This is a genomic window from Pseudomonas sp. Tul2A7 (genome assembly GCF_054790505.1).
Map to the genome: position 1 here is coordinate 169,923 of NZ_CP186499.1, position 13,468 is coordinate 183,390.

A 13,468-nucleotide genomic window follows, 5' to 3' on the forward strand; every position below is an offset into this window, starting at 1 on the left:
GGGAGCTCTCCGTTGAGGCTGGATAACGGCGGGCAGGCACAGGAATAGACGGCAAAAAGCCTGGCATCGCCCACCGTGATGCCGCTGGATGGATCAGGCCGGTCTCCGGGCTCATGAGCGGCGTTGGCCTGACTGCGCGCCTTCCCGCTTCTGTCGAGGCAGTGGCTCAAGGCGCAGTTTTCACTCATTTACCGTTGCGGGGGCAGCGCCGGGATCGTGGTGGTTCTTCGCTTGAAGACAACCCTCACCGGCTTCCCTGTTTCACTCTGTCGACAGCGGTCACAGAGCACCTGAAACAAGCCGCGAAGGTTAGAGGGTTGGGGGTGGAGCGTCAATTAAAGAGGCGGCCATCGGGCGAATAACTGCCGCTGATCAATTATCTGCCGCCAATCTTGTGCCACACTGATACAAATGATATCAAAGAGCCATGCCTTTCCCGAAAAGCCCACTACAACAATAAAGGATGATGACGATGCAAGGCATGATCATCAGCAACCCGCGCCTGGAATTCCTGCGCCCGGTGCTTGAACGCTGGTTTGACTGTATCGACCGCTACAATGCCGTGCGCGGCGACAGCGACACCCCTTACTGGCATGACGAGAAAGCCAATCTCGGACTGCTCTCGGCAGCGGCGTGGATGGCCGAGCTGGTCACTTTGAATGACACTGCCACGCGCAAACAGAATGAAGAAGGCGAGCGCAATGCCCGCGCCGATCTGTTTCTCGCCGGCGCCGAAGACCGCGCCTTTATCCAGGCCACCCAGCGCTGGCCAAAGGTTACCAACCTCAATCTGACTCAAGCCCTGCTCGACATCACCAACGACGCCAAACGCATCAGCTATGCCAGCGACTTCAAGCTTGGCTGCCTGTTTGTCGCGCCGCAAAAAGCCCAGCACAGCGCCAGCCCCGAAGAGCTGCAGGACATGGTCGACGATCTGCAAAAGGAACACACCTGCGCGGTCGCCTGGTATTTCCCTTACGCCTATCGCAAATTGCGCAGCGAAGCCGGCAACTATCACCCGGGCATCGCCGTGCTGTTCAAGGAAGCCCGCGGCTGAGCAGTTGAACCATCGGGCTTGCGCCCTCCTCTATGATTAGGAATGCATTCATAGGGAAGATCAGCAATGCGCAAGCCCCAGCTCGTTTTTGTCATCGCCTTCGCCGGAGGTCTCGCCGCCTGCGGTGAAACCTCCAGCCTGCAAGTCTCCGACGGTACCGGCCCGTCGCCGAAGCTGCCCGAACCGAACAAGACCCTGATCCCGACGGTGAACATCGCCCCGGCGATCGGCTGGCCCCAGGGCGCTAAACCGACGGCAGCGACTGGCACGCAAGTCGCTGCATTCGCCGAAGGCCTCGACCATCCGCGCTGGCTTTACGTGCTGCCCAACGGCGATGTGCTGGTGGCAGAAACCAACGCCCCGCCAAAGCCTGATGACAGCAGTGGCATTCGTGGCTGGGTCATGAAGAAGGTCATGGGCAAGGCCGGCGCTGGCGTGCCAAGCCCGAATCGCATCACTTTGCTGCGCGACGCTGATCACGATGGCGTGGCCGAGACACGCACGGTGTTTCTGCAAAACCTCAACTCGCCGTTCGGCATGACCTTGGTCGGCAATGATCTTTACGTCGCCGATACCGATCGCCTGCTGCGCTTCAACTACGAACCCGGCGCGACCGAGATCAAGTCGCAGCCAATCAAGGTTGTCGATCTGCCCGGCGGCACGCTGAATCACCACTGGACGAAAAACGTCATCGCCAGCAAGGACGGCAGCAAGTTGTACGTCACGGTCGGCTCGAACAGCAACGTTGGCGAAAATGGTCTGGATAAGGAAGAAGGTCGCGCGGCGATCTGGGAAGTTGATCGGGCGACCGGTAATCACCGGATTTTCGCCTCAGGCATCCGCAACCCCAATGGCCTGGCCTGGGAGCCGAAAAGTGGCGCGCTGTGGACAGCAGTGAATGAGCGCGACGAGATCGGCAGTGACCTGGTGCCGGACTACATCACCTCTGTGAAGGACGGTGGTTTCTATGGCTGGCCGTTCAGTTACTACGGTCAGCATGTCGATGTGCGCGTGACGCCGCAAAACCCGGAGCTGGTGGCCAAAGCCATTGCCCCGGATTATGCCGTCGGACCGCACACTGCGTCTTTGGGCCTGACGTTCGCCGAGGGCAACAACCTGCCGGCGCAGTTCAAGGAAGGCGCGTTTATCGGCCAGCATGGTTCATGGAACCGCAAACCGCACAGTGGCTATAAAGTGATTTTCGTGCCGTTTACTGGTGGCAAGCCGAGCGGCAAACCGGTGGACGTACTGACCGGCTTCCTCGACAAGGACGAGAATGCTTTGGGTCGGCCGGTGGGCGTGGTGATCGATCAGCAAGGTGGCTTGCTGGTGGCGGATGATGTTGGCAACAAGGTGTGGCGAGTGTCGGCCAGCAAATAGTTTTCGCCATGCACAAACAACTGTAGGAGTGAGCCTGCTCGCGATAGCGGTCGATCATTCAACATTGATGTTGAATGTGACACCATCATTGCGAGCAGGCTCACTCCTACACATTAGTTTTTGGGCAACTTGAATTACGGGTTATGCGCCAGATGCTCCGGCTGCAACACCCGCTTGGCACTCAGATAAGCCTTCTGCCAATACGCCTTCGACAGACTGTCCAGCTTCACCGTGCCGCCGGTAGCCGGCGCATGCACGAATCGCCCTTCGCCGACGTAAATTCCCGCATGACTGACCTGCGAGCCGCCATTGGTGGCGAAGAAGATCAGATCGCCGGTCTGCAAGCCTTCCTTGCCGACATTCGGTGCCTGCATGACTATCAGCTCACGCGTCGAACGCGGCAAAGAGATGCCCGCCGCATCACGGTAGACAAAACCGATCAGCCCACTGCAATCAAAGCCTGAATCCGGCGTGTTGCCGCCCCAGCGATAAGGCGTGCCGACCAGACCGAGCGCGCGAAACAGCACGTCTTCAGCAGCCGGTGAAAAAGCTTGGGACGGGCCGAACACGACCGGTGCGCGAACCACCGGCGCAGGCGGCGGTGTACGACTGGCGCAGGCGCTGAGCAACGCTGCGAAGAAGATCAATGTGAGGCGGGCCGTCATCGTCATAAGCAGAACATCCTGATCTGGCTGCGGCTTTTTCTGCCGATGGACAGAAAAGAAAACCGCCTACGTGAGCACGCAGGCGGTTTGCCATCAATATAGATACAGGATTCTAGCGGCTACGCGGCAAACTTCAAGTAAGACTTTAACTTCACCTTGTAAAGTCTACGTCTACTCCGTTGCCGGGAGCCTGATTGTCGCCGCGAACGCAGCGACATCGAGGGAATTACTTGCGAGCAGTAACTACAGTCGGAGCGTTGGCCAATGCGCGTTTCGCTTCGATGAAAGTCTTGCTCCAGTAGCTGTCACCCAGGCTGTCGATGCGAACACCGCCGCTGCGACGACTGCTGGAGTGGATGAACTGGTTGTCACCGAGGTAGATCCCGGCGTGACTGACACGACCGCGACGACCGTTGGTGGCGAAGAACAACAGATCGCCCGGCTCAAGGTTGCTGCGCGAGACCAGAGGTGCATCAACGTTGATCATTTCGCGTGTCGAGCGCGGCAGGTTCATGCCGGCTTCCTCGCGGAACAGATAGCCGATAAAACCGCTGCAATCGAAACCGGCTTCAGAGGTACCGCCGAAACGGTAACGGGTACCGATCAGGGACATGCCGCGTTCGAGGATGCTGTCGGCCAGAACAGGAAGCTGATAAGGCTTCTTGCCATTGAATTCGTTGAGTTCTTTTTCGGTGTCGAGCTCTTCCTGGTAAATAACGGAAGACTGAGCCGTGGCAGAATTTTTAACCTGTTGAGGCTGCTCTTGAACTGGAGAATGAGCAGCGCAACCGTACAACAGGGTGACGAGTGCGAGAGGCACGAGGGGTGCGAAGCGCTTTAGCATGGGCACGACCGTGGCTGATAGTTGTAAAGAAGCCGAGACTATGCCCGCTATCAACCTCATTTGCAAATTCAATCGATCTTTTTGTGACTTCTCGGTTTCTCGTTTACATCTAAGCGCTTAAGCCCATTTGAACCGATACGCGCCCTGCACACCCTGCAGGAAAGCGGATTTTCTGGCGCCTGAAATATGCCGAGACACGCTGAAAGCCGCGTCGTTACCAGCCTAGCGTTTCTTTCAGGAAGGGAATGGTCAGCTTGCGCTGAGCTTGCAAAGAGGCCTGATCGAGCTGTTCAAGCAAGTCGAATAGCGCACTCATACTGCGGGTGCCGCGAGTCAAAATAAAATGCCCGACTTCATCGGTCAGGTGCAGACCGCGACGCGATGCGCGCAACTGCAAGGCACGCAATTTGTCTTCATCGGAGAGCGGACGCATCTGGAAAATCAGCGCCAGGGTCAGGCGCGATTTCAAGTCAGCCAGTTTGACCGGCAGTTCACGCGGAGAGGTTGACGCGGCGATCAGCAGACGCCGACCGCTGTCACGCAGACGGTTGAACAGATGAAACATCGCCTCTTCCCAGTCAGCCTTGCCGGCGATCACCTGCAAGTCGTCAAGGCAAACCAGTTCGTACTGTTCAAGGTTGTCGAGGATTTCGACACCGCGATCCATCAACTCGGCCAACGGCAAGTACACCGCCGGCTCACCCATTTGCTCAAAACGCAGACATGCGGCCTGCAACAGATGCGTACGCCCTACGCCGTGTTTGCCCCACAGGTAGATCAGGCTTTCTGTCCAGCCGGCGTCGGCTTCGCATAGACGCTCGACATAGCCGAGTGCAGCGGCATTGGCGCCTGGGTAGTAGTTGATGAAGGTGGCGTCGTCACGCAGACGCACACCTAGGGGCAGCTGAATCGGTTTCATGCTGACTGAACAGTTCTCAAGGAACCGTTAGTGGCCTCTGTGTAAAGTTTGCGAAGTTTATACCCGTGAAGCTGAGCGCACAATGCGACAGAGTCCAAGCAAAATCAAAGGTTTGCGTTAACACGCTGGTTTTATGACAGATTCTTTGGCGCCAGCGCCTGCAGGACGCGGGCCAACCCGGCTATTCGCCGGGCCGCCCCTGCGCCATTACAACTGCGGATCGTCAACGCCACTATAGATGTCAGAGTCCTTGTACAAGTCGTGCACATGGCGCACCAGCACCATGATCACCGCCGCCACCGGCAATGCCAGCAGCACGCCGGTAAAGCCGAACAGCTCGCCGCCGGCCAGAATCGCGAAAATCACCGCCACCGGATGCAGACCGATACGATCGCCCACCAGCAAAGGCGTCAGCACCATGCCTTCCAGCGCCTGACCGACCATGAACACCGCAACGATCCCAACCATCGGATACAGATCGCCACCGAACTGGAACAACCCGGCGATCAGTGCTGCACCAATACCAATCACGAAGCCCATGTAAGGCACGATCGCCGCCAGACCCGCGATCAGACCGATCAACAGCCCCAGCTCCAGCCCGACGATCATCAGGCCCGCTGCGTAGATCACGCCCAACGCCACCATCACCAGCAACTGACCGCGAACAAACGCGCCCAGCACCTCATGACATTCACCGGCCAGCGATACGATGGTCTCTTCCCGATCACGCGGCAGCAGGCTGCGGATCTTGGCCATCATCACGTCCCAGTCGCGCAACAAGTAGAAACTCACCACCGGGATCAGCACCAGATTGGCCAGCCAGCCAATCAGCGCCAGACTCGAAGCCGTCGCCTGACTCAGCACCACGCCGACAATATCAGTGGTCTGACCCATGTGCTCGCTGATTGCGGCCTTGACCTTGTCGAACTTCCAGAAACCGTCCGACAACCCCAGCTTCGACTGCGCCCACGGCACTGCCGTGTGCTGCAGCCAATCGAGCATCTGCGGTGCCAGTTCGTACAGTCGCAGCAACTGTTTGGCGAGCATCGGCACCAGCACCAGCATCAGCGCCGTGACGATCAGGGTGAACAAAGCAAACACCGCGATCACGCCCCAGGTGCGCGACAAACCAAGTCGCTCCAGGCGATCCACCAGTGGATCGAACAGATAAGCCAGCAGCAGCGCTACCAGAAACGGCGTGAGGATCGGGTGCAGCAACCATACAAACGCGCAAAGCAGGACAACCCCACCGAGCCAGAACCAACGCCGCGTATCGGCCATGTACCACTCCTGTAGCTTCTATATAAGGAAAGACTTACCAGCGAAACCGCAACGACGGTGCTGCCGGGCTCGGGGCCGGAGCCGCGACCGGTGCCGCACCTGCAACCGCAGGCTGTGGCGCAGCCACCGGAACCGGCGCCTCGGCCGGCAACTCCTGCAACTTGGCCAGCGACAACTGCGCACGCATCTGATCGGCGCTGCCATTGACCCGATAGACAATGCGATCGCCATCAACACTTTGCAGACGCACGCCAAACGGTTCGAGTAACCGCAATAACGCCGCGTAGTGCTCAAGATTCATGCCCTGGACTTCCAGGGTCTGCTGCCCCGAAGCGCCGGGCTTGGCCACAAAACGTGGCGCCAGACGCTCAGCCACCGCCAGCATCACCGCGTCAGCGACAGCAGCCTGATCGGCGCCCTGCACGCTGCCCGCCTCTTTCTGATCGCCCAGCCACAAGTGCCACTTGGCCTGCCACTGCCCGCCCTCTTCACGGGCATGCACCGCCAGCAGGGCGTCAGCGTTGTAACGTTCGGAAGCGCCGCGCAACGGCGCCGGATCCGTGCCTTCCAGCGCCGGCGCCGTGGCAACCAATTGCTCGCTCAGGTCTGCCAACGGCAGACGCAATGGCAAGCCGCGATGTTGCGCAGCCCGACGCAACGGCGCAGCAGCGGCCTGACCATCACCGACCAGACTCGAGCCCTCAGCCGAATCGTTCAGCCACCAACTCAGGATCGACGGCCGACTGGCGCCCCACACAGACAACCCGGCACGTCGCAGCGCCTGCTCGGTGGTCGCCGGATCGAAATCAACCTTCAGCACCTCCGGCGGCCCGGCATCGAAACCGAATTGACTGATGATCTGCTGCGGATCCTTGCGAATCGCCGCCAGCCCCGGGTTTTGCGCAGCTTTCGGATCGCCGGTCAGGCGCAACACCAATGTATCGAGAGCCGCCTGCGTGGCGCGATCACGCTCCTCCGGCGCCTGGCCATTGACCGGTTCACGTACTTGATAGAGGCCTTTGAGGTTTTCGGCGTGACTCGCCAGGCTGATCAGCGACAAACAACCCACAAACAACAATTTACAAAAACGCATGGAAAATTCCCGTCGACAGGAGCGGCTGGAACAGGCCGCGTGAATCGGTTGAGCAAGGCTGTGACAATCTGCCAGCACCAAACATTCACACGACAGCGGTAAGTTTTTGCACAGTGATAACGATAGACGGTTAATTGCCCCACCTTATACAGGCGTTCATACGGCTCATTTGCAAAAAATTTCCATGGATATGGCCCTGCCCGTCGGTGCGAGGATGGCCGCTGCCCCTCAAGCCTGATAAAATCGCGCGCCTTCGCAGACCGGCAACAGCCGGGCACCTCGAAACTCGCGTGAGGCCATCGCCCCGTCGATTTCGAAGTTCCCGCTGAACTCGGTCGTTACCCCTGAATCCCCTCCCCTAAAGGCCTGGATCATGAGCAAGCAACCCTCCCTGAGCTACAAGGACGCCGGTGTAGACATCGACGCCGGTGAAGCATTGGTCGAACGCATCAAGAGCGTCGCCAAGCGCACTGCGCGCCCGGAAGTCATGGGCGGCCTGGGCGGTTTCGGCGCCCTCTGCGAAATCCCGGCCGGCTACAAGCAGCCAGTGCTGGTTTCCGGCACCGACGGCGTCGGCACCAAGCTGCGTCTGGCGCTGAACCTGAACAAGCACGACAGCATCGGTATCGACCTGGTTGCCATGTGCGTGAACGACCTCGTGGTTTGCGGCGCTGAGCCACTGTTCTTCCTCGACTACTACGCCACCGGCAAACTGAATGTCGACACCGCTGCCCAGGTGGTAACCGGCATCGGCGCTGGCTGCGAACTGTCGGGTTGCTCGCTGGTTGGCGGCGAAACCGCTGAAATGCCGGGCATGTACGAAGGCGAAGACTACGACCTGGCCGGCTTCTGCGTCGGCGTCGTGGAAAAATCGGAAATCATCGACGGCTCGAAAGTCGCCACCGGTGACGCGCTGATCGCTCTGCCATCGTCCGGCCCGCACTCCAACGGCTACTCGCTGATCCGCAAGATCATCGAAGTGTCCGGCGCCGACATCGAAAACACCCAGCTTGACGGCAAACCGCTGACCGACCTGCTGATGGCCCCGACCCGCATCTACGTGAAGCCGCTGCTCAAGCTGATCAAAGACACCGGCGCCGTCAAAGCCATGGCCCACATCACCGGTGGCGGCCTGCTCGACAACATCCCGCGCGTTCTGCCAAAAGGCGCTCAGGCCGTGGTTGACGTGGCTAGCTGGACTCGCCCTGCGGTATTCGACTGGCTGCAGGAAAAAGGCAACGTTGACGAGACCGAGATGCACCGCGTGCTGAACTGCGGCGTTGGCATGGTTATCTGCGTGGCTCAGGAACACGTTGAAGTTGCGCTGAACACCCTGCGTGACGCCGGCGAACAGCCTTGGGTCATCGGTCAGATCGCTGCCGCTGCCGAAGGCGCTGCTCAGGTTGATCTGCAGAACCTTAAGGCTCATTAATGTCCGCAACCTGTGATGTCGTGGTGCTGTTGTCCGGCACCGGCAGTAACTTGCAGGCTCTGATCGACAGCACGCGGACCGGCGACAGCCCGGTCCGCATCGCTGCAGTGATTTCCAATCGCGCCGACGCCTACGGCCTGCAACGCGCCAGTGACGCGGGTATCGCCACCCGCTCACTGGATCACAAGGCATTCGAAGGTCGCGAGGCCTTCGATGCTGCTCTGATCGAACTGATCGATGAATTCCAACCGAAACTCGTGGTGCTGGCCGGCTTCATGCGCATTCTCAGCGCTGATTTCGTTCGCCACTACCAGGGTCGCCTGCTCAACATCCACCCGTCGCTGCTGCCCAAATACAAAGGGTTACACACTCATCAGCGCGCGCTCGAGGCCGGCGACACTGAGCATGGCTGCTCCGTGCACTTCGTCACCGAGGAACTCGATGGCGGACCACTGGTCGTACAAGCAGTATTACCGGTAGAGTTGCACGACACGCCGCAGAGTCTTGCGCAGCGAGTCCACGTTCAGGAACACCTGATCTACCCGATGGCTGTTCGCTGGTTTGCCGAAGGCAGGCTGGCACTCGGTGAACACGGTGCTTTACTGGATGGCCAGTTACTCGCGGCCAGCGGCCACTTGATTCGACACTAGGAGATATTATGCGTCGCGCCCTGCTCTTCGCTTGCGCTCTGCTCGCCCTGCCCTTCGCGCAGGCAGCGGAACTTCAACCGTTCTCCGCCAGCTACACCGCCGACTGGAAGCAGTTGCCCATGAGCGGCACCGCCGAGCGCAGTCTGGTCAAGGAAGCCAACGGCGTCTGGAAGCTCAGCTTCAAGGCCTCGATGATGATCGCCAGCCTGACTGAAGAAAGCACCCTGACCCTCGACAAGGACACGCTGCTGCCGCAGTCCTACCACTTCGAACGTGGTGGCCTGGGCAAAGCGAAAAAGGCTGATCTGGATTTCGACTGGAACAGCAAGATGGTCACTGGCACCGACCGTGGCGACGCGGTGAAAATCCCGCTGAACCGTGGCATGGTCGACAAGTCCACCTATCAACTGGCACTGCAGCATGACGTCGCCGCCGGCAAGAAGACCATGAGCTATCAAGTGGTCGATGACGGCGAAGTCGATACTTATGACTTCCGCGTACTGGGTTCGGAAAAAGTCGAAACCAAGGCTGGCAAGATCGATGCGATCAAGGTCGAGCGCGTACGCGACCCGACACAAAGCAAGCGCATCACCGTCCTGTGGTTCGCCAAGGACTGGGATTACCTGCTGGTTCGCCTGCAACAGGTTGAAACCGACGGCAAGGAGTACAACATCATGCTCCAGGACGGCACGGTCAACGGCAAAACCGTTAAAGGCAGCTGATCCACCGCAAGAACAAAGAGCCCCGCGAAATGCGGGGCTTTTTTTTGCCTGCTGGATTAGAGACTTGTGCCTGGCTCGCCCCTCACCCCAGCCCTCTCCCGAAGGAGAGGGAGCCGACCGAGATGTCTGGCGCTATGTATCGACCTGAAAAGTCGAGTCGATTATGGATTCACTAAAGAACACTCAGGTCGGCGTAACTCTTTAATCCCCCACGCTCAGTCACCTTTCCCAATGAGAGAGGGAGCTGACCGAGATGTCTGGCGCTATGCATCGACCTGAAAAGTCGAGTCGATTATGGATTCACCAAAGAACACTCAGGTCGGCGTAACTCTTTAATCCCCCACGGTCAGTCACCTTTCCCAATGAGAGAGGGAGCTGACCGAGATGTCTGGCGCTATGTATCGACCTGAAAGATCGAGTCGATTATGGATTCTCCAAAGCAAGATCAGGTCGATGTAAATCGTTAATCTCCCACGGTCAGTCCCCTCTCCCTCTGGGAGAGGGTTAGGGTGAGGGCTTTTGAAGGCGAAACTCAAACCGAAAACTTCGCCACCATGCTGTTCAAATCCACCGCCAACCGCGACAACTCCTGACTCGCCGCACTGGTCTGATTGGCCCCCGCCGAGGTCTGCATCGCCAGATCACGAATGTTCATCAGATTGCGATCCACCTCCCGCGCCACCGCCGCCTGCTCCTCCGAGGCACTGGCGATCACCAGGTTGCGTTCGTTGATCAGCGTGAACGCCGAGGCGATCTCTTCCAGTGCAGTCCCGGCCGCCTTGGCCAACTCCAGCGTCGAACGCGCCCGTACATTGCTTTGCTGCATCGAACTGACCGCCGAATCAGTGCCCTGCTGAATCCCGCCGATCATCTGCTCGATTTCCTGGGTCGACTGCTGCGTGCGATGCGCCAATGCCCGTACCTCATCCGCTACAACCGCAAACCCGCGCCCGGCATCACCGGCGCGCGCGGCCTCAATCGCAGCATTCAAAGCGAGCAAATTGGTCTGTTCAGCGATCGAACGAATCACATCCAGCACTTTGCTGATGCTGTAGACCTTCTGCGCCAGATCTTCCACCTGGCTCGCATTGGCTGTCACATCATCGGCCAGCGACTCGATTGACAGCACCGTTTGATGCACCTGCTCGCGGCCATGCTGGGCAATGCGATCGGATTCACGAGAAGCCTCGGAGGTGGCCACCGCATTGCTTGCCACCTCCTCCACCGCCGCTGTCATCTGATTAACCGCTGTAGCCGCTTGCTCGATTTCCAGACTCTGCTGATGCAACCCGCGCGTAGCGTCTTCCGTGACGCAACTCAGCTCTTCCGAGGCCGAGGCCAATTGGCTGGAGGACTCGGATATCTGCCGAATAGTGTCGCGCAGGTTGTGCTGCATGCTCTTGAGCGCGTGCAGCAGTCGCGCCGGTTCGTCCTTGCCGCTGATATTGATATCGCCCGTCAGATCACCACCGGCCACCACCTCGGCAACACCCAGCGATTGCGCCAGCGGCAACACGATGCTGCGCGTCAGCAGCAGGGCCAGGCCAATGGTGATCAGCGCGGTAACGCCGATCATCACCCCGACCCACACCCGCGAACTGGTAAACACCAACCGCGCGGCTTCGGTGGCGAGATTGGCATTGTGTTTATTCAACTCGACCAGTTCGCGCAGAAGCACTGCGATTTGATCGGCCAAGGGACTCATCTGCCCATTGAGAATGATCGCGGCCTCCTCGACCCGATTCTGCGCCGACAACTGCATGACCTGTGCCTGAAACTCCAGATACTTGTGCTCGGCAACCTTGAAGCGGTCGAACAGCTTGCGCTCTTCAGGCAAGACAATCAGCACGTCATAACGCTGCTGGGCTTCACTGAGCACATCGCGCAATTCATTTAGCTTGGCAACGTTCTGCTCGAGCGCCTGCGGATCACGATTGAGCAACAGCCGCATGGTCAGCGCCCGCAGGCGCAGCATGTCCTGACTCATCTCACCGACCGCCATCACACTCGGCAGCCAATTGTTATCGACCTCGTCGGACTGCGCGCGCATGTTCGACATTTGCAATAAAGCGAACGCCCCAAGGGCAAATACCATCAACGCCAACAAGCCAAAACCGAGGCCGGCGCGCGGGGCAATATTGAGACTACGGATACTCATTGCTCTGGTTCCTTCCAAAAGCGCTGCATCAACCCTGCAGCTGGTTGCTTTAGAAGGTATCGGCCCGGCGAAAAATTGCGTAAGACGAAAAGGCGATATCAACAGGCCTTGATCCTTCGAACTGTCGGCATTAACGATTCAGCGCAGTTTTACCGGACTTGAGCACCGTTCGTGGCAGGATCGCCAGAAAGTTATCTCGAGCGACTTTTTCAGCGACCTCCTCGGGTAATGCATCAAGGAACGGTTTGAAGCTGTGCATTTCCTGACCGAGTTTGTTGAATCGCCCGACCACGTCCGAACCTAGCATAAAGCGCTCCGGGTATTTCTCGACCAGCGCCAGCCATTCCGCGCGCGGCGTGCCCTGCTCGTCTAGCAGGTATGGCGTGAGCATGCTCCAGGACAAGTCGATAAACAGGTTGGGATACGCCTCAAGCATGCGCGTCAGCGTGGGCAGCAAGAAACTCAGCTGCGTCTGATGCCGATGGATTTCAGCGCTGGTGCCGGCGTGAGCCCAAATGAATCGCGTGTGTGGGTGATTACGCAGCGGCTCTTCGATTTCCTTCAGATACAGCGGATTCTTCTCACGCTTGGAAGTGATGTTGGAATGCAGCATCACCGGTAGATCGTTCTCGGCGGCCAAGTGATAGATCTTGGTCATGGCTTCGTTGTTGGCACGCGGCGTATCGCCGGACGTCAGCGCTGTGAGGTCGTCATGGCGGGTGAACACCTCGCCGATGCCCTGCCACAGCCCTGGGTACAGATCGAGCATGCGCTGGATGTGCGCGGCGGAGTTCTTGTCGTTGGGGTTGAAGCCCGAGAGGAACGGATGAAAGTAGGGACGCTTCTCGGCTGGCAGTTTCTGCACCGCATCGGCAACGATCACGTCAGTCGCGCTGTACCAATAGGCATCAGCGTCATCACCTGCGTAATAGCGCGGACGTTTCGGTTCGTCTTCGTGCCATTTCTTCGCAACGGGAATGCCGGAAATCATCACATGCTCGACGGAACCGTCCTTCATCGCCGTCAGCAATTTCGCCATGCCCGCGCTTTCCTGGAAAAAATCCACGTAATGCAGGTGTGCATCGCTGTAGGTGTATTCGCGGGCGCTGACGTTGCCGGCAAATACCAACAAACAAGCAAGACTCAAACGATACAGGGACACAAGTAATCTCCAGGAAGTAGGCATAGCCTAGACCGCGCCCTGACAACAAGGGTTCATCCCCGCAGGAAAGTGGAACGCGTACCGGTGGGAATGCTCTATAACTGC

12 protein-coding genes and 1 riboswitch are annotated in these 13,468 nt (G+C 58.7%); of the genes, 5 read left to right on the forward strand and 7 right to left on the reverse strand.

Annotation, left to right across the window (positions count from 1 at the left end; genetic code table 11):
* Window positions 1-79: 79 nt before the first annotated feature.
* Window positions 80-309: riboswitch (cobalamin riboswitch) on the reverse strand.
* A 163-nt stretch (window positions 310-472) separates the two neighbouring features.
* Together ACOYXJ_RS00860 and ACOYXJ_RS00865 are read left to right on the forward strand one after the other, a co-directional pair.
* Window positions 473-1,057 (forward strand): hypothetical protein, encoded by a 585-nt coding sequence (locus tag ACOYXJ_RS00860; protein ID WP_150794416.1) that lies wholly within the window; start codon window positions 473-475, stop codon window positions 1,055-1,057.
* A gap of 66 nt (window positions 1,058-1,123) precedes the next feature.
* A complete protein-coding gene (locus tag ACOYXJ_RS00865; RefSeq protein WP_460367427.1) occupies window positions 1,124-2,437 on the forward strand; it encodes a PQQ-dependent sugar dehydrogenase in 1,314 nt (437 codons plus the stop codon).
* Between the two features lie 134 nt (window positions 2,438-2,571).
* Here the strand turns inward: ACOYXJ_RS00865 and ACOYXJ_RS00870 are convergent, their stop codons facing one another.
* The 5 genes from ACOYXJ_RS00870 to ACOYXJ_RS00890 form a co-directional block, all read right to left on the reverse strand.
* A complete protein-coding gene (locus ACOYXJ_RS00870; protein ID WP_095050233.1) occupies window positions 2,572-3,108 on the reverse strand; it encodes a C40 family peptidase in 537 nt (178 codons plus the stop codon).
* 220 nt (window positions 3,109-3,328) lie between these two features.
* Entirely contained in the window at window positions 3,329-3,946 is a 618-nt protein-coding gene (locus ACOYXJ_RS00875; protein ID WP_007919826.1) for a C40 family peptidase, read from the reverse strand.
* Window positions 3,947-4,160: 214 nt separating this feature from the next.
* Window positions 4,161-4,865, reverse strand: a complete 705-nt coding sequence (gene hda, locus ACOYXJ_RS00880; protein ID WP_007919828.1) for a DnaA regulatory inactivator Hda — start codon at window positions 4,863-4,865, stop codon at window positions 4,161-4,163.
* A 207-nt stretch (window positions 4,866-5,072) separates the two neighbouring features.
* Window positions 5,073-6,146, reverse strand: a complete 1,074-nt coding sequence (locus tag ACOYXJ_RS00885) for an AI-2E family transporter (protein WP_102900818.1) — start codon at window positions 6,144-6,146, stop codon at window positions 5,073-5,075.
* 34 nt (window positions 6,147-6,180) lie between these two features.
* Window positions 6,181-7,239: a DUF2066 domain-containing protein gene (locus ACOYXJ_RS00890; protein WP_460367430.1), complete on the reverse strand. Its 1,059-nt coding sequence runs from the start codon at window positions 7,237-7,239 to the stop codon at window positions 6,181-6,183.
* 373 nt (window positions 7,240-7,612) lie between these two features.
* Between ACOYXJ_RS00890 and purM the strand changes: the two genes are divergently transcribed.
* From purM to ACOYXJ_RS00905, 3 genes are read left to right on the forward strand one after another with little or no spacing between them, the layout of a single operon-like run.
* A complete protein-coding gene (gene purM / locus ACOYXJ_RS00895) occupies window positions 7,613-8,671 on the forward strand; it encodes a phosphoribosylformylglycinamidine cyclo-ligase (protein ID WP_034156237.1) in 1,059 nt (352 codons plus the stop codon).
* The gene (purN, locus tag ACOYXJ_RS00900) at window positions 8,671-9,321 is read left to right on the forward strand and encodes a phosphoribosylglycinamide formyltransferase (protein ID WP_102900815.1); all 651 of its coding nucleotides are present in this window, start codon (window positions 8,671-8,673) and stop codon (window positions 9,319-9,321) included. The genes purM and purN overlap by 1 nt, the downstream gene beginning before the upstream one ends.
* An 8-nt stretch (window positions 9,322-9,329) precedes the next feature.
* Window positions 9,330-10,043, forward strand: a complete 714-nt coding sequence (locus ACOYXJ_RS00905; protein ID WP_102900814.1) for a DUF3108 domain-containing protein — start codon at window positions 9,330-9,332, stop codon at window positions 10,041-10,043.
* Between the two features lie 532 nt (window positions 10,044-10,575).
* Here the strand turns inward: ACOYXJ_RS00905 and ACOYXJ_RS00910 are convergent.
* Together ACOYXJ_RS00910 and ACOYXJ_RS00915 are read right to left on the reverse strand one after the other, a co-directional pair.
* Window positions 10,576-12,201, reverse strand: coding sequence for a methyl-accepting chemotaxis protein (locus ACOYXJ_RS00910; protein ID WP_460367434.1), 1,626 nt, complete (start codon window positions 12,199-12,201; stop codon window positions 10,576-10,578).
* Between the two features lie 130 nt (window positions 12,202-12,331).
* Complete coding sequence (locus ACOYXJ_RS00915; RefSeq protein ID WP_460367436.1) at window positions 12,332-13,387, reverse strand: amidohydrolase family protein; 1,056 nt, start codon at window positions 13,385-13,387, stop codon at window positions 12,332-12,334.
* Window positions 13,388-13,468: the final 81 nt, after the last annotated feature.